Below are 17,142 nucleotides of genomic sequence, written 5' to 3'. Positions count from 1 at the left end.
GTGTGAGAGCCGCCCATGTTCCCCGATACCCTGACCTTCTCCATTGCCGACTGGGTCAACCGTGGCGTCGACGCCCTGGTGACCCGCTACGGCGATCTGTTCCGGCAGGTGTCCGATTCGCTGCTGTGGCTGATCGTGCGCCTGGAAAGCGGCCTGCGCCTGCTGCCCTGGTGGTTGCTGCTGCTGATTGTCGGGGGCATAGCCCTGCATGCCACGCGCAGGGTGTTCAGTGCGCTGGTGATCATGGCGCTGCTGTTTCTGGTGGGGGCCGTGGGGCTGTGGGACAAGCTGCTGCAAACCCTGGCGCTGATGCTGGTGGCCACGCTGATCTCAGTGCTGATCGGCATTCCCCTGGGTGTGCTGGCCGCGCGCAGCAAGCGCCTGCGCGCGGTGCTGATGCCGCTGCTGGACATCATGCAGACGCTGCCCAGCTTCGTGTACCTGATACCGGTGCTGATGCTGTTCGGCCTGGGCAAGGTGCCGGCGATCTTCGCCACGGTTATCTACGCCGTGCCGCCGCTGGTGCGCCTGACCAGCCTGGGCATCCGCCAGGTGGACCGCGAAGTGATGGAGGCGGTCAACGCCTTCGGCGCCAGCCGCTGGCAGCAGTTGTTCGGGGTGCAGTTGCCGCTGGCCATGCCCAGCATCATGGCTGGGGTCAACCAGACCACCATGATGGCGCTGTCGATGGTGGTGATCGCCTCGATGATCGGCGCCCGCGGGCTGGGCGAGGACGTGCTGGTGGGCATCCAGACCCTGAACATCGGCCTGGGCCTGGAAGCCGGGCTGGCCATCGTCATCCTCGCGGTGGTGATCGACCGCATCACCCAGGCCTACGGCCGTCCGCGCCACGAGGTGCGGCCATGATCGAGGTGCGCAACGTGTCCAAGGTGTTCGGGGTGAAACCCGAGCGGGCGCTGGCCCTGCGCGCCGAGGGCGCCAGCAAGGAGCAGATACTGGCCGCCACCGGCTGCGTGATCGGCGTCGACGACCTGTCGCTGACCGTGGAGGCGGGCGAGATCTTCGTGATCATGGGCCTGTCCGGCTCGGGCAAGTCGACCCTGGTGCGCCACCTGAACCGGCTGATCGATCCTACCAGCGGGCAGATTCTGGTCGATGGCCAGGACATCCTCGGCTACGACCGCCGCGCCCTGCGCGAATTTCGCCGGCATCAGGTCAGCATGGTGTTTCAAAGCTTCGGCCTGCTGCCCCATCGCACCGTGCTGGAAAACGTCGCCTATGGCCTGAAAGTGCGGGGCGAAAGCCGCCAGCAGTGCGCCGAGCGTGCCGCCCACTGGATAGCCGCGGTGGGCCTGCAGGGCTACGAACACGCCTGGCCGGCGCAGCTGTCGGGCGGCATGCGCCAGCGCGTCGGCCTGGCGCGGGCGCTGGCGGCCGACACGCCGATCATCCTCATGGACGAGGCCTTCAGCGCCCTCGACCCGCTGATTCGCGCCGAAATGCAGGACCAGTTGCTGGCGCTGCAGCAAGGCCTGCACAAGACCATCGTGTTCATCACCCACGACCTGGACGAAGCTGTCCGGCTGGGCAACCGCATTGCCATCCTGCGCGACGGCCGCCTGATTCAGGTCGGCGCTGCGCAGGACATTCTTCATCACCCGGCCGACGACTACGTGGACCGTTTCGTTCGCCGCCGGGTGGCCACTTATTAAGGAGCGTTGTAGATGTTGTTGGCCGAAAACGTCGTAATCGCCGATGCACGCTTGCGTTGGCAGGATGTGGTCGCCGTGGCGCGCTTTGGCGCCCGCCTGGAGCTGTCGCCCCAGGCCTGGGCGCGTATCGATAACGCCCAAGCCATCGTCCAGCGCATCGTCGAGAGTGGTGAGCGCGCCTATGGCGTGAACACCGGGCTGGGCGCGCTGTGCAACGTGTCGCTGCAGGACGAGCAGCTCAGCCAGCTGTCGCGCAATACCCTGCTCAGCCACGCCTGCGGGGTGGGCAAGCCGCTGACCGACGAACAGACCCGGGCGATTATCTGTGCGGCCATCATCAACTTCTGCCAGGGCAAGTCCGGCCTGCACCGCCAGGTGGTGGAAGCGCTGCTGGCGCTGCTCAACCGTGGTATTACCCCGCAGGTGCCGTCCCAGGGCTCGGTGGGCTACCTGACGCACATGGCGCACATCGGCGTGGGCTTGCTGGGCATCGGCCCGGTCAGCTACCGCGGGCAGATCGTCGACGCCGCCCAAGCGTTCGCCGCCGAAGGCCTGCAGCCGGTGATCCTCGGCGCCAAGGACGGCCTGTGCCTGGTCAACGGCACGCCGTGCATGACCGGCCTCAGCTGCCTGGCCCTGGACGACGCCTGGCGCCTGACTGGCTGGGCCGACGTGATCGGCGCCATGAGCTTCGAGGCCCTGCGCGGGCAGATCGACGCCTTCGACCCGGCCATCATCAGCCTCAAGCCGCACCCCGGCATGCAGGTAGTGGCGAGAAACCTGCGCTGGCTGCTGGCCGATAGCGAGGTGATCGCCAGCAGCCGCGGCATCCGCACCCAGGACGCCCTGAGCATTCGCTCCATTCCCCAGGTACACGGCGCCTCCCGTGACCAGCTGGCGCACGCGGCGCGGCAGATCGAGATCGAGCTCAACTCGGCCACCGACAACCCGCTGCTGCTGGGCACGCCTGATGACTACCGGGTGATGTCCCAGGCCAACCCCCACGGCCAGTCCGTGGCCATGGCCGCCGACGTGCTGGCGATCACCGTGGCCGAGATCGGCGCCATCGCCGAGCGCCGCCTGGACCGCATGATCAACCCGCTGGTCAGCGGGCTGCCGGCGTTCCTGGTCAGCCAGCCGGGGGTGAACTCGGGGATGATGATCGTGCAATACGTCGCCGCTTCGCTGTGCGCCGAGAACCGCCAACTGGCGCAGCCGGCGGTTGTGGATAACTACGTGACCTCGGGCCTGCAGGAAGACCACCTGAGCATGGGCACCAACGCCTCGCTCAAGCTGCACCGGGCGCTGGAGAACTGCACGCAGATCCTCGCCATCGAGTACCTGCTGGCCGCCCAGGCCTTCGAATTCCTCAAGGACCAGCGCTTCGGCGCCGGCACCGACACCGCCTGGCGCCTGCTGCGCGAGCGCATCCCGCCCTACGACCAGGACCGCTGGCTGGCGCCGGACATCGCCGCCAGCGCCGCCATTCTCAAGGACCCGGCCCTGCTGGGCCGCACCTTCCCCGAATTGTTCCAGGAGACTCTGTGATGAAAACCCTGTGGCAGCACTGCCATGTGGCGACCATGGCCCACGGCAAATACTCGATCATCGAAGACGCCGCCATCGTTACCGCCGACGGCCTCATTGAATGGATCGGCCCGCGCAGCGAGGCGCCGGCAGGGCAGGGCGTGGACCTGGGCGGTGCCTGGGTGACCCCGGGGCTGATCGACTGCCACACCCACACGGTGTTCGGCGGCAACCGCAGCGGTGAGTTCGAACAGCGCCTGCAGGGCGTCAGCTACGCCGAGATTGCCGCGGCCGGCGGCGGCATCGCCAGCACCGTGCGGGCCACCCGCGCCGCCAGCGAGGACGAGCTGTTCGCCAGCGCCCGCAAGCGCCTGGCCAGCCTGCTGCGCGACGGCGTGACCACGGTGGAGATCAAGAGCGGCTACGGCCTGGACCTGGCCAGCGAGCGCAAGATGCTGCGGGTGATACGCCGCCTGGGCGAGGCGCTGCCGGTGAGCGTGCGCGCCACCTGCCTGGCCGCCCACGCGCTGCCGCCTGAATACAAGGACCGCGCCGACGACTACATCGCGCACATCTGCGACGAGATGCTGCCGGCGCTGGCGGCCGAAGGCCTGGTGGACGCCGTGGACGCCTTCTGCGAATACCTGGCGTTCTCGCCGGCGCAGGTGGAAAAGGTCTTCCTCAAGGCCCGCGAGCTGGGCATCCCGGTGAAGCTGCACGCCGAGCAACTGTCGTCGCTGCATGGTTCCAGCCTGGCGGCACGCTACCAGGCGCTGTCGGCCGACCACCTGGAGTTCATGACCGAGGACGACTGCCAGGCCATGGCCGCCGCCGGCACCGTGGCGGTGCTGCTGCCGGGCGCGTTCTACTTCCTGCGCGAGACCCAGCTGCCGCCCATGGACGCCCTGCGCAAGCATGGCGTGGCCATCGCCATTGCCAGCGACCTCAACCCCGGCACCTCGCCGGCGTTGTCGGTGCGGCTGATGCTGAACATGGCCTGCACGCTGTTCCGCATGACCCCCGAGGAAGCCCTGGCCGGCGCCACCCTGCATGCCGCCAAGGCCCTGGGCCTGGGCGCCAGCCACGGCTCGCTGGAGGTGGGCAAGGTCGCCGACTTCGTCGCCTGGGACATCGAGCGCCCGGCCGACCTGGCCTACTGGCTGGGCGGCGAATTGAACAAGCGCGTCGTGCGTCACGGCGTGGAAGTCACTGTTGGAGAATTGCACCGTGGATAACGTCCTGACCTTCAAACGCGGCCGCGTGCCGCTGCTGATCAGCATGCCCCATGCCGGCCTGCGCCTGACCCCGGCGGTGAAAAGCGGCCTGATCGACGAGGCGCAAAGCCTGCCCGACACCGACTGGCACATCCCGCGCCTGTACGATTTTGCCGACGAGCTGGGGGCCAGCGTCGTTGCGGCTGAGTATTCGCGCTTCGTCATCGACCTCAACCGGCCTTCGGACAACAAGCCGCTGTATGCCGGGGCTACTACCGGGTTGTACCCGGAGACGCTGTTCGATGGCGTGCCGTTGTTCCATGAACGGCCCTCGGACGACGAGCGCGCACGGTATCTGCAGGAAATCTGGGTGCCGTACCACCGTACCATCGAGCAGGAACTGGCGCGCCTGCGCGACGAGTTCGGTTATGCGCTGCTGTGGGACGCGCATTCCATCCGCTCCCAGGTACCGCACCTGTTCGAGGGCCGCCTGCCGGACTTCAACCTGGGCACCTTCAATGGCGCCAGCTGCGACCCGGAACTGGCCCGGCGCCTGGAAGGCGTGTGCGCAGGGTTCGACGGCTACAGCCACGTGCTCAACGGGCGCTTCAAGGGCGGCCACATCACCCGCCACTTCGGCGACCCGGCCAACCACATCCATGCGGTGCAGCTGGAGCTGGCACAGAGCACCTACATGGAAGAATTCGAGCCGTTCAACTACCGCGAAGACCTGGCGGCACCGACGCAGGTAGTGCTGAAAGCGTTGTTGAGCGAACTCATCTCTTGGGCTTCTCAGCGCTACCCTCGCTGACCCCGCGCCAATTGTGGGAGCTGGCTTGCCAGCGAGCTGTTGAGGCCCTGAAAGCTCGCTGGCAAGCCAGCTCCCACAGCCATGAAGAGCGCTCCTGTAGGAAGCATCCGTAGTCCAATTCCGAAAATACACCCCCGGCGCGGTTTCGCATTGAGCCGCGCCGCCACCCCCGGTACGTTGGCCCCCGCATTCTTCGCAAATGGAAGTGGGGTACTGGCATGGCCGGCAATCGCTACATCACACCGCAGCAGCTGGAACAGGCCCTGCTCACGCCGGACCTGACCGACCCGTTCGAAGCCCACGCCGTGGGCATGACCGCGGAGCTGGTGCTCAAGCGCCTGCAGCACCGCGGCTGGCCAGCCGCGACGCCCCTGCGCGGGCCCAAGGTGGTATCGCCCCAGGACAACTACGGGCTGTTGGGCTACAGCCGCGAAGCGTTGATCCTCGACAGCGAGCAGGCGCGCTGGGTAGACAGCCAGAAACTGCTGCGCACCCACACCAGTTGCCTGCTGCCGCCCGCCCTGCGCGCTGCCGCGGCTAAGCGCTGGCCCGGTGAAACCCTGCTGTTGGCCGCCCCCGGCATTACCTTCCGGCGCGACGTGCGCGACCGCTGGCACTGCACCGAGCCGCACCAGATGGACGTCTGGGTGCTGGGCGGGCCGCAGCTGTCCAGCCGCCAGCAACTGATGCGGCTGGTCGGCGACATCCTCGAGGGCACGATTCCCGGCGCGCGGTGGCTGCACCGCGAGCGCCCAAGCGCCTACACCGACCGCGGCGTGGAGATAAACGTGATCAGGGACGACAGGGCTATCGAGGTCATGGCCGGCGGCTGCATCGCCCGCTCCCTGCTCGAGCACCTGGGTATCGACCCGGCGCGCCACGGCGGCCTGGCGCTGAGCGTGGGCCTGGACCGGCTGACCATGCTGTGCAAGGGAATTCCCGACATTCGCCTGCTGCGCGACCCCGATGAGCGCGCGGCGGCGCAGATGCACGACCTGCTGCCCTGGCGACCGCTGCCGCGCTTGCCGGCCATCACCCGGGAACTCTCGGTGGCCATGGCGGCCGGCCATAGCCTGGAGGTGCTCACCGAGCGCATCCTGCAGGCCGCCGGCGCCTGCGCCAGCTGGGTCGAGGAAATCACCCTGCGGGGCCGCTGGCCCATCAGCGAGCTGCCCCTGGCGGCCATCGAGCAACTGGGCCTGGTACCCGGCCAGGAAAACCTGCTGCTGCGCATCACCCTGCGCGACGCCACCCAGCCACTGCCGGTGGAACAGGCCAACGCGCTCTACGACGTACTGGAGGACGCCCTGCACGAAGGCTTCCCGGGCGGCAGCTACCGCCTGGAGCGCTGAACACCCCGCCCATCGTTTGCGCCGCGCATGGAGGGGGGGAATGCCCCTCGACGCCATGGGGGCATGATCTGTAAGCGATTCGGGTTTATGATGCCTGACGGCACTTATGACAGAAGTCCCAGCAGGGATGACCCAACACCCTTACGGAGCGTGCAATGCAGACTTTGTACCCGCAGATCAAACCCTACGCCCGGCACGATCTGGCCGTGCAAGAGCCGCATGTGCTGTATGTAGACGAGAGTGGTTCGCCCGAAGGCCTGCCGGTGCTGTTCATCCATGGCGGCCCCGGTGCCGGCTGTGATGCCCAGAGCCGCTGCTATTTCGACCCGAACCTGTATCGAATTGTCACGTTCGACCAGCGTGGCTGTGGCCGTTCCACCCCCCATGCCAGCCTGGAGAACAACACCACCTGGGACCTGGTGGCCGACATGGAACGCATCCGTGAACACCTGGGCATCGACAAGTGGGTGCTGTTCGGTGGCTCCTGGGGCTCAACCCTGGCGCTGGCCTACGCGCAAACCCACCCCGAACGCGTGCACGGCTTGATCCTGCGGGGCATCTTCCTGTGCCGCCCCCAGGAGATCCAGTGGTTCTACCAGGAAGGCGCCAGCCGCATGTTCCCCGACTACTGGCAGGACTACGTGGCGCCGATACCGGCCGACGAGCGCCATGACCTGCTCGGCGCGTTCCACAAGCGCCTGACCGGCAACGACCAGATCGCCCAGATGCACGCCGCCAAGGCCTGGTCCACCTGGGAAGGCCGCACCGCCACCCTGCGCCCCAACCCGCTGGTGGTGGACCGCTTCTCCGAGCCGCAGCGGGCGCTATCCATCGCCCGCATCGAATGCCACTACTTCATGAACAACGCCTTCATGGAGCCTGACCAGCTGATCCGCGACGTGCCGAAGATCGCCCATCTGCCGGCGGTGATCGTGCATGGCCGCTACGACGTCATCTGCCCGCTGGACAACGCCTGGGCGCTGCACCAGGCCTGGCCCAACAGCGAGCTGCAGGTGATCCGCGACGCCGGCCACGCCGCGTCCGAGCCAGGCATCACCGACGCCCTGGTGCGCGCCTGTGACCAGATGGCCCGGCGTTTGCTGGACCTGCCCCTGGAGGAAGCGTGAAGGGGCTGCTGCAGCGCGTCAGCAGCGCGCGGGTGGAAGTCGAGGGGGAGGTCGTGGGGGCCATCGACCAGGGCCTGATGGTGCTGGTGGCGGTGGAACCTGAAGATACCCGCGCCAGCGCCGACAAACTTCTGCACAAGCTGCTTAACTATCGAGTGTTTTCCGATACGCAGGGCAAGATGAACCTGTCGCTCAAGGACGTGGGGGGTGGCCTGCTGCTGGTGTCGCAGTTCACCCTGGCGGCGGACACGCGCAGCGGCATGCGCCCCAGCTTCTCCACCGCGGCGCCGCCAGCACTGGGCGCCGAGCTGTACGAGTACCTGCTGGCCCAGGCGCGGGTGCAGCACGAAGGCGTGGCGTGTGGCCGTTTTGGCGCCGACATGCAGGTGCACCTGGTCAACGATGGCCCGGTTACGTTGCTGTTACAGTCATAAGTGGCGGTAAAACGTTCATTTGCGCGAATTTCGGTGAGTTTGTAGCATAAAAAGTTTACCAACCCTGATGCGTTGTAACGCGGGCTGCTGGATAATCTCGCGCCATGACGATCAGCGTTCGTTGATCCATTTTGTTCCGACCTGAGCCTTGGTCTTTGCCGTCTGGGGAATCATTGCGCCCTTTCGGAGTCGGAACAATGCTCGCCAACCCGGCACATGACCGCTGGCCGTTGGTTCTTTGATTTGTTTTTCGGCGAGGGTTGCTCGTGATTGTTAGTCCCTGTAATGCACCAAGAACCCCAGGCAAGCGCCTACGCACCGCGCTGTTGACGGGGTCTGCACTCCTCTGCCTGCTGAGCGCGGGCCAGATCTGGGCCTTTGGCCTGGATGACGTGGCAGCCAAGGCAAAGGATCTTGCCGGGCAGAAATTCGAGGCACCCAAAAGCAATCTGCCTGCCGAATTCCGGGACATGAAGTTCGCTGACTACCAGAAAATTCGTTTCCTGAACGAGAAAGCCGAGTGGGCGAACGACAAGACCCCCTTCAAGCTCTCGTTCTACCACCAGGGCATGCACTTCGACACGCCGGTGAAAATCAACGAAATCGCCAACGACAAGGTCGAGGAAATCAAGTATGACCCGGCCCGTTTCGATTTCGGTGACCTGAAGTTCGATCCAAAGTCCACCGAGAAACTGGGCTACGCCGGTTTCCGCGTGCTGTACCCGCTGAACAAGGCGGACAAGCAGGACGAAGTCATGACCCTGCTGGGTGCCAGCTACTTCCGCGTCGTCGGCAAGGGCCACACCTACGGCCTGTCGGCCCGTGGCCTGGCCATCGACACCGCGCTGCCGTCGGGCGAGGAGTTCCCGCGCTTCACCGAGTTCTGGGTGGAGAAGCCGAACCCGGCCGACAAGTTCCTGGTGATCTACGCCCTGCTGGACTCGCCACGCTCCACCGGCGCCTACAAGCTGACCCTGCGCCCGGGTGAAGACACCGTCGTCGACGTCAAGTCCAAGGTGTTCCTGCGTGACCACGTCAGCCGCCTGGGCATCGCCCCGCTGACCAGCATGTTCCTGTTCGGCTCCAACCAGCCGTCCAAGGTGCTCAACTACCGTCACGAGCTGCACGATTCCACTGGCCTGTCGATCCATGCCGGCAACGACGAGTGGATCTGGCGCCCGCTGAACAACCCGAAACACCTGGCCGTGAGCAGCTTCACCGTCGAGAACCCGAAAGGTTTCGGCCTGCTGCAGCGTGGTCGTGAATTCGGCCGCTACGAAGACCTCGACGACCGCTACGACAAGCGCCCAAGCGCCTGGGTAGAGCCGAAGGGCGACTGGGGCAAGGGCACCGTCGACCTGGTCGAGATCCCGACTGCCGACGAAACCAACGACAACATCGTTGCCTTCTGGAACCCGGAAAAACTGCCGGAGCCAGGCCAGGCCCTGGACCACGACTACCGTCTGGTCTGGACCTCCAACGAAGACCAGCTGCACTCGCCTGAAACCGCCTGGGTCAAGCAGACCCTGCGTTCCACCGGCGACGTCAAGCAGTCCAACCTGATCCGCCAGCCTGACGGCAGCGTGGCCTTCCTGATCGACTTTACCGGTCCGGTGCTCGCCGCCCTGCCGGAAGACGCCCAGGTGCGCAGCCAGGTGAGCGTTGGCGACAACGCCGACCTGGTCGAGAACAACCTGCGCTACAACCCGGAAACCAAAGGCTGGCGCCTGACGCTGCGCCTGAAGGTCAAGGATCCTAAACAGTCGGTCGAGATGCGCGCCGCACTGGTCAAGGACGCACCACTGCCGCCCGCCAAGCCGGCTGAGCCTGTGAAGGAAGAGAAGCCTGCCGCCAAGCACGCCAAGGCCAACGCCAAGCATGCCAAGGCCGACAAGCCTGCCGAGCAGCCTGCCCCGGCTGCGCCCACCCCCGAGGAGCCGGTCAAGCCCGATCAGGTACTGACCGAAACCTGGAGCTACCAGTTGCCTTCCGATGAGTAATTCACAGACCCGGCCAGAGTCGCTCGGCGAGTACCTGGCCCACCTGCCCCTGAGCGAGGAGCAGCGCGCAGAACTTGCCCGCTGCAACTCGTTCAGCGAGCTGCATGAATACCTCTCCGCGCAGCCGGCGGACGAGTCGCGCGAGGCCGCCCAGGCCTCGGTCGGCCGTCGGTTGACCCTCAACAGCGCCGCTGAACTGGAAGAGGCCGAGATGCTCTCGGTCGACGCCGACGGCCGCGTGAAGCTCAAGGCCACGCCGCCGATCAACCGCACGCGGGTGGTCCCGGAGCCTTGGCGCACCAACGTACTGGTGCGCATGTGGCGCCGGGTCACCGGCCAGAAGAGCGCGCCGGAACCGGTCAGCGACAAGCGCGAGCTGCCCAAGGCGCGCTGGCGCTGGGTGGGCTCCATGCGCCGCTACATCCTGCTGGCGCTGATGCTGGGCCAGACCATCGTCGCCGGTTACTACATGAAAGGCATCCTGCCCTACCAGGGCTGGTCGTTCGTGGACCTGGACGAGGTGCTGCACCAGTCCGTGGCGCAAACCGCGCAGCAAGTGCTGCCGTACGTGCTGCAGACCAGCATCCTGATTCTGTTCGGCATCCTGTTCTGCTGGGTGTCGGCGGGCTTCTGGACTGCCCTGATGGGCTTCCTGGAACTGCTGACCGGGCGCGACAAGTACCGCATCTCCGGCGCCAGCGCCGGCAACGAGCCGATCGAGCCCGGTGCCCGTACCGCGCTGGTGATGCCTATCTGCAACGAAGACGTGCCGCGGGTGTTCGCCGGCCTGCGCGCTACCTTTGAATCGGTAGCCGCCACCGGTGACCTGGACCGTTTCGACTTCTTCGTGCTGTCGGACACCAACGACACCGACATCGCCGTGGCCGAGCAACAGGCCTGGCTGGACGTGTGCCGCGAGGCCAAGGGTTTCGGCAAGATCTTCTACCGCCGCCGTCGCCGCCGCGTTAAGCGTAAAAGCGGCAACCTCGACGACTTCTGCCGTCGCTGGGGCAGCGACTACCGCTACATGGTGGTGCTGGACGCCGACAGCGTCATGAGCGGCGAATGCCTGACCAGCCTGGTGCGCCTGATGGAGGCCACCCCGGACGCCGGTATCATCCAGACCGCGCCGAAGGCGTCGGGCATGGACACCCTGTATGCGCGCATGCAGCAGTTCGCCACCCGCGTGTATGGCCCGCTGTTCACCGCCGGCCTGCACTTCTGGCAGCTGGGCGAGTCGCACTACTGGGGCCACAACGCGATCATTCGCATGAAGCCGTTCATCGAGCACTGCGCGCTGGCGCCGTTGCCGGGCAAGGGCGCCTTCGCCGGCGCCATCCTGTCCCACGACTTCGTCGAAGCCGCGCTGATGCGCCGTGCCGGCTGGGGCGTGTGGATTGCCTACGACCTGCCGGGCAGCTACGAAGAACTGCCGCCCAACCTGCTCGACGAGCTCAAGCGCGACCGTCGCTGGTGCCACGGCAACCTGATGAACTTCCGCCTGTTCCTGGTGAAGGGCATGCACCCGGTGCACCGCGCGGTGTTCCTGACGGGCGTGATGTCGTACCTGTCGGCGCCGCTGTGGTTCTTCTTCCTGGTGCTGTCCACCGCGCTGCTGGCGGTGAACACGCTGATGGAGCCGGCGTACTTCCTGGAACCGCGGCAGCTGTACCCGCTGTGGCCACAATGGCACCCGGAAAAAGCCGTGGCGCTGTTCTCCACCACCATCGTGCTGCTGTTCCTGCCCAAGCTGCTGAGTATCATCCTGATCTGGGCCAAGGGCGCCAAAGAGTACGGCGGCCGCATCAAGGTCACTATCTCGATGCTGCTGGAGATGCTGTTCTCCATGCTGCTGGCGCCGGTGCGCATGCTGTTCCACACCCGGTTCGTGCTGGCCGCGTTCCTGGGCTGGGCCGCTACCTGGAACTCGCCGCAGCGTGACGACGACTCCACGCCATGGAGCGAAGCCGTGCGCCGCCACGGCCCGCAGACCCTGCTGGGCTTCCTGTGGGCGCTGCTGGTGTGCTGGCTGAACCCAAGCTTCCTGTGGTGGCTGACGCCTATCGTCGGCTCGTTGATGCTGTCGATCCCGGTGTCGGTGATCTCCAGCCGCACCAACCTGGGCCTCAGCGCCCGCGACGAGAAGCTGTTCCTCATCCCCGAGGAATACGACACGCCGCAGGAGCTGATCTCCACCGACCAGTACACCCATGAAAACCGCTGGCACGCGCTGAAGGATGGCTTCATCCGCGCCGTGGTGGACCCGCAGCAGAACGCCCTGGCCTGTGCCCTTGCCACTGCCCGGCACCGTTCGGTGGCGCCGATCGAATCGCTGCGCGAGGAGCGTATTCGCAAGGCGCTCAGCGTCGGCCCGCTGAAGCTGGACGGCAACACCCGCCTGCACCTGCTCAGCGACCCGGTGGCGCTGGCACGCCTGCATGCACTGGTTTGGAGCGAAGGCAACGATGCCTGGCTCGGCGCCTGGCGCCAGTCGCTGGAAGCGGACCCGCATTCGCCGCTGCTGCCGCTGCAACCGCACTCATCCACGCCGCCAGCCCTGGCCAACGCGTGATTCCAAAGGCCCCGGGCGCACTGCCCGGGGCCGCTGGAAACCTCTGGAAACACTGCCAACGGTCACTTTCTGTCGACCTTTGCGCATTAAATCCCTCTTCAGCACTTGTACTACCAGACGAGTACGTTAGGATCGCACCCCGAAATGGTGCGCCCCCGATGTGCGGCGCCCTGAATTGACACGCGCGAGCACGTTGCAACGCGTTAGTTAGGGGACTTGGTGATGAAGAAGTATCTGTCGATGCTGCTGCTGGGCGTCATGGCGCTGGGCGCAGTGGGTTCCGCCCAGGCGGGCGCCATCGATGACGCGGTCAAGCGCGGCACGCTGCGGGTGGGCATGGACCCTACCTACATGCCATTCGAGATGACCGACAAGCGCGGCGAGATCATCGGCTTCGAAGTCGACCTGCTCAAGGCCATGGCCAAGTCCATGGGCGTGAAGCTGGAGCTGGTGTCCACCAGCCTCGACGGCATCATCCCGGCGCTGATGACCGACAAGTTCGACCTGATCGGCAGCGGCCTGACCCTGACCCAGGAACGCAACCTGCGTATCAACTTCAGCGACCCCTTCATCGTGGTCGGCCAGACCCTGCTGATCCGCAAGGAGCTGCAAGGCACCATCAAGTCCTACAAAGACCTGAACGATCCCCAGTACCGCCTGACCTCCAAGGTCGGCACCACCGGCGAGATGGTCTCGCGCAAGCTGATGTCCAAGGCCCAGTACCACGGCTATGACAACGAGCAGGAAGCGGTGATGGACGTGGTCAACGGCAAGGCCGACGCCTTCGTCTACGATTCGCCCTACAACGTGGTGGCCGTCGACAAGGCCGGCAACGGCAAGCTGGTGTACCTGGAGAAGCCGTTCACTTACGAGCCGCTGGCCTTCGGCCTGAAGAAGGGCGACTACGACAGCCTGAACTTCATCAACAACTTCCTGCGCCAGGCCCACGAAGACGGGTCCTACGATCGCATTCACGACAAGTGGTTCAAGAGCACCACGTGGCTCAAGGACATGGAATAACCCCAGTCGTCCTTGTCTGACACCAGCGCGCGGGCTTGCCCGCGCGTTCGCATTTACGGAAAGGCAGTAGTGATCAAACACAAGAAAGCCCAGTGGCCCTGGCACGGGCTGACGGCGCTGGTCCTGGTGGGCCTGGCTGTCACCCTGTTTTACGCGACTTCGCTGATTTCCTACGAGTGGCGCTGGAGCCGCGTGCCGCAGTACTTCGCCTACCAGGCCGAAGACGTGCAGCGCGCCACTGGCAACGGCACGGTCGAGGCCATCGACGCCCAGGGCAGCATGACCCGGGTGACGCTCAAGGACGAGGACGGCGACCAGCAGGTGCTGACCGTGGCCCAGGACAGCGTGAGAGTGTCCCAGGGCGACGATATCTCCGAAGGTGACCCGGTAGGCGTCACCCGCCACTGGGCCGCAGGGCCGCTGGCCTGGGGCCTGTGGGCCACGGTGTGGATCTCGGTGGTGTCAGGGGTGATCGGCCTGTTCATCGGCCTGGTCGCCGGGTTGTGCCGCCTGTCCGGCAACCCCACCCTGCGCGACCTGTCCACGGTGTACGTCGAGTTGGTGCGCGGCACGCCGCTGCTGGTGCAGCTGTTCATTTTCTACTTCTTCATCGGCACCGTGCTCAACCTGTCGCGCGAGTTCGCCGGCGTGGCGGCGCTGGCGCTGTTCACCGGCGCCTACGTGGCCGAGATCGTCCGTGCCGGCGTGCAGTCCATCGCCCGTGGCCAGGGCGAGGCGGCCCGTTCGCTGGGCCTGAGCGCTGGCCAGTCGATGCGCCATGTGATTTTGCCGCAGGCGTTCAAGCGCGTGCTGCCGCCCCTGGCCGGGCAGTTCATCAGCCTGGTCAAGGACACCTCGCTGGTGTCGGTGATCTCCATCACCGAACTGACCAAGGCCGGCCGCGAAGCCATCACCACCTCGTTCTCCACGTTCGAGATCTGGTTCTGCGTGGCGGCCCTGTATTTGCTGATCAACCTGCCGCTGTCGCACTTCGCCAGCCGGCTTGAGCGGAGGCTTGCACAAAGTGATTGAAGTTCGTGATCTGGTGAAAGTCTTCGACACCCGCGGCCATGTGGTGCGCGCGGTGGACCACGTGACCACCCAGGTGGCCAAGGGCGAAGTGCTGGTGGTAGTCGGGCCTTCGGGCTCGGGCAAGTCCACTTTCCTGCGCTGCCTGAACGGCCTGGAACAGTTCGACGCCGGCACCGTGAGCATTGACGGCCTGTCCCTGGCCGACCCGAAAACCGACATCAACGCCTACCGCCGCGAAGTGGGCATGGTGTTCCAGCACTTCAACCTGTTCCCGCACATGACCGTGCTGGAAAACCTGTGCCTGGCGCAGAAAATCGTGCGCAAGCGCAGCAAGAAAGAGCGCGAGGAAAAGGCGCGCATGCTGCTGGACAAGGTGGGCATCGGCCAGAAGGCCAATGAATTCCCGTCGCGCCTGTCGGGCGGCCAGCAACAGCGCGTGGCCATCGCCCGCGCGCTGGCCATGGACCCCAAGGTGATGCTGTTCGACGAGCCCACCTCGGCCCTGGACCCGGAAATGGTCGGCGAAGTGCTGGACGTGATGAAGACCCTGGCGCTGGAAGGCATGACCATGATCTGCGTCACCCACGAAATGGGCTTCGCCCGCGAAGTGGCGCACCGCGTGCTGTTCTTCGACCACGGCAAACTGCTGGAAGACTCGCCCCCCGAGCAATTCTTCAGCAACCCCCGCGACCCCCGCGCCCAGGCGTTCCTGCGCCAGGTGCTGTAACCACCCCCACCCCATGGCCGCCGTGACGCAGCCTTCGGCAGCTGCTACGCGGATGCCCCGTAGCAGCTGCCGCCAGGCGGCGTCTGCAGGCGCCGCGGATGGCCCTGACGCAGCCTTCGGCAGCTGCTACGGGGTTAGACTCGGAAGCGGCCTACCAGGCCTTGGAGGTGGGTGCCCAACCGCGCCAGCTCGATGCTCGACGCTGCCGTCTCTTCACTGGCCGCCGAGGTCTGGTCCGACACATCCCGCACGTTCAGCACGCTACGGTTGATCTCTTCGGCCACCGCGCTCTGCTGTTCGGCCGCCGCGGCGATCTGCTGGTTCATGTTCTGGATGGTCGACACCGTGCGGGTGATGTTTTCCAGCGAGTTGCCGGCGCGGCGGGTCAGTTCGACGCTGCTGTCGGTGAGGCTGCGGCTGTTGTCCATCACGGTGGCGACTTGCTGGGTGCCGCTTTGCAGGCCGGCGATCAGTTGCTCGATCTCTTCGGTGGATTTCTGCGTGCGCTGGGCCAGGCTGCGCACCTCGTCGGCCACCACGGCGAAGCCGCGGCCGGCTTCGCCTGCGCGGGCGGCCTCGATGGCTGCGTTCAGGGCCAGCAGGTTGGTCTGCTGGGCCACGGACTTGATCACGTCCAGCACGCCGCCGATCTTGTCGCTTTCGCGCTTGAGGTGGCCCATGGCCTCGGTGGAATGGCCCACCTCGGCCGCCAGGCGCTCGATCTGCTCGATGGCCTCGCTCACCACCCGGTCGCCCTCGCGGGCCTGCTGGTCGGCGGCCACGGCGGCCTCGCTGGCCTGTTCGGCGTTGCGTGCCACCTCCTGCACGGTGGCGGCCATCTGGTTCATGGCGGTGGCCACCTGGTCGGTCTCGACTTTCTGGCTGGTGACGCCGGCGCTGGTCTGCTCGGTGACCGCCGACAGCTCCTCGGCGGCGCTGGCCAGCTGGGTGACGCCGTCGCTGATGCCGGCGATCAATGTGCGCAGGCCCACGGTCATGCGCTGCAGGCTGTTCTGCAGCTGGCCCAGCTCGTCGCTGCGGTCCACGGTGTGGGCGTGGGTGAGGTCGCCGGCGGCCACCTCGTCCATGATTTTCAGGGTGGCGTGCAGCGGGTGCACTACCTGGCGGGTGATGGCGAAACCGGCCAGCACGCTGAACACCAGGGCCATGAGCGCGCTGCCCGCCAGCCACTGCCTGGCGCTGGTGGCGTCGGTGTCGCGCTTGGCGGTTTGCGAGCGGGTCAGCTCGGCGCTCATGTCCAGCAGCACGCTGCCGTCATCGGCCAGGCGCTTGAACAGCGGCGCGGTGTCGCGTTGCGGGTCATTGGCCTTGCGCGCCTGGTCCAGCTCGGTGACGGTCTGGCGGTAGTCGCGGGTGGCGCTGATCTGCCGCTCCAGGCGTTCCACGTCCTCGGGAGAGGTAAGCAGCGCGTGGGCGCTGGCCAGCTGCGTGTCCAGCTTGCCCAGCACCGCCAGCACGCCTTCGATGCTGCCGTTCTCGTTCGCCACGCTCAGGCGGGCGATGCGCAGGTCGCGGGTCAGGTCGCTGACCGTGGCAATGCTGTTGAGCTTGTTGCCGCGCTCGATCAGCGCGCCCAGGCCGTTCCAGCCGGCGGTGAAGGTGAGCAGGGTCATGGCCAGCACCAGGCCGAAG

General features: G+C 66.2%; 13 protein-coding genes and 2 pseudogenes. 13 read left to right on the top strand and 2 right to left on the bottom strand.

Annotated features, from left to right (window positions below):
- The first annotated feature begins 15 nt into the window (after positions 1–15).
- From ACWKWX_RS05990 to ACWKWX_RS05930, 13 genes are all read left to right on the top strand, one after another.
- Complete coding sequence (locus ACWKWX_RS05990) at positions 16–867, top strand: ABC transporter permease (protein WP_483827220.1); 852 nt, start codon at positions 16–18, stop codon at positions 865–867.
- Positions 864–1,673: a quaternary amine ABC transporter ATP-binding protein gene (locus ACWKWX_RS05985; RefSeq protein WP_416422018.1), complete on the top strand. Its 810-nt coding sequence runs from the start codon at positions 864–866 to the stop codon at positions 1,671–1,673. The genes ACWKWX_RS05990 and ACWKWX_RS05985 overlap by 4 nt, the downstream gene beginning before the upstream one ends.
- Positions 1,674–1,685: 12 nt before the next feature.
- Positions 1,686–3,221, top strand: a complete 1,536-nt coding sequence (hutH, locus tag ACWKWX_RS05980) for a histidine ammonia-lyase (RefSeq protein ID WP_473005135.1) — start codon at positions 1,686–1,688, stop codon at positions 3,219–3,221.
- On the top strand, positions 3,221–4,435 hold the full coding sequence (gene hutI / locus ACWKWX_RS05975) for an imidazolonepropionase (protein WP_416422020.1): 1,215 nt from the start codon (positions 3,221–3,223) through the stop codon (positions 4,433–4,435). The genes hutH and hutI overlap by 1 nt, the downstream gene beginning before the upstream one ends.
- Positions 4,428–5,225 carry an N-formylglutamate deformylase gene (gene hutG, locus ACWKWX_RS05970; RefSeq protein WP_483827219.1) on the top strand — a complete coding sequence of 266 codons (798 nt, stop codon included), beginning with the start codon at positions 4,428–4,430 and terminating at the stop codon, positions 5,223–5,225. Before hutI ends, hutG begins: the two co-directional genes overlap by 8 nt.
- A 218-nt stretch (positions 5,226–5,443) precedes the next feature.
- Positions 5,444–6,577: a PheS-related mystery ligase SrmL gene (gene srmL, locus ACWKWX_RS05965; RefSeq protein ID WP_483827218.1), complete on the top strand. Its 1,134-nt coding sequence runs from the start codon at positions 5,444–5,446 to the stop codon at positions 6,575–6,577.
- A gap of 155 nt (positions 6,578–6,732) precedes the next feature.
- Positions 6,733–7,704 carry a prolyl aminopeptidase gene (pip, locus tag ACWKWX_RS05960; protein ID WP_473005138.1) on the top strand — a complete coding sequence of 324 codons (972 nt, stop codon included), beginning with the start codon at positions 6,733–6,735 and terminating at the stop codon, positions 7,702–7,704.
- The gene (gene dtd / locus ACWKWX_RS05955) at positions 7,701–8,138 is read left to right on the top strand and encodes a D-aminoacyl-tRNA deacylase (protein WP_483827217.1); all 438 of its coding nucleotides are present in this window, start codon (positions 7,701–7,703) and stop codon (positions 8,136–8,138) included. Before pip ends, dtd begins: the two co-directional genes overlap by 4 nt.
- 266 nt (positions 8,139–8,404) lie before the next feature.
- Entirely contained in the window at positions 8,405–10,138 is a 1,734-nt protein-coding gene (locus ACWKWX_RS05950) for a glucan biosynthesis protein G (protein ID WP_416422025.1), read from the top strand.
- Positions 10,131–12,710, top strand: a complete 2,580-nt coding sequence (gene mdoH / locus ACWKWX_RS05945; protein ID WP_483827216.1) for a glucans biosynthesis glucosyltransferase MdoH — start codon at positions 10,131–10,133, stop codon at positions 12,708–12,710. Before ACWKWX_RS05950 ends, mdoH begins: the two co-directional genes overlap by 8 nt.
- Positions 12,711–12,932: 222 nt before the next feature.
- Positions 12,933–13,730, top strand: coding sequence for a transporter substrate-binding domain-containing protein (locus ACWKWX_RS05940; protein ID WP_416422027.1), 798 nt, complete (start codon positions 12,933–12,935; stop codon positions 13,728–13,730).
- Between the two features lie 69 nt (positions 13,731–13,799).
- The gene (locus ACWKWX_RS05935) at positions 13,800–14,762 is read left to right on the top strand and encodes an amino acid ABC transporter permease (protein WP_416422028.1); all 963 of its coding nucleotides are present in this window, start codon (positions 13,800–13,802) and stop codon (positions 14,760–14,762) included.
- A complete protein-coding gene (locus ACWKWX_RS05930; protein ID WP_473006804.1) occupies positions 14,755–15,489 on the top strand; it encodes an amino acid ABC transporter ATP-binding protein in 735 nt (244 codons plus the stop codon). The genes ACWKWX_RS05935 and ACWKWX_RS05930 overlap by 8 nt, the downstream gene beginning before the upstream one ends.
- 134 nt (positions 15,490–15,623) lie before the next feature.
- On the opposite strand, the pseudogene ACWKWX_RS05925 reads toward ACWKWX_RS05930, so the two are convergent.
- Together ACWKWX_RS05925 and ACWKWX_RS05920 are read right to left on the bottom strand one after the other, a co-directional pair.
- Positions 15,624–16,727: pseudogene (locus ACWKWX_RS05925) on the bottom strand (methyl-accepting chemotaxis protein); the annotation flags it as partial.
- Between the two features lie 81 nt (positions 16,728–16,808).
- A pseudogene (locus ACWKWX_RS05920) lies at positions 16,809–17,123 on the bottom strand (methyl-accepting chemotaxis protein); the annotation flags it as partial.
- Between the last annotated feature and the right edge of the window lie 19 nt (positions 17,124–17,142).

This window comes from Pseudomonas imperatae, from assembly GCF_057128625.1.
Note: the sequence above shows the minus strand (reverse complement) of the source record. Positions and strands in the feature narration are given on the sequence as shown.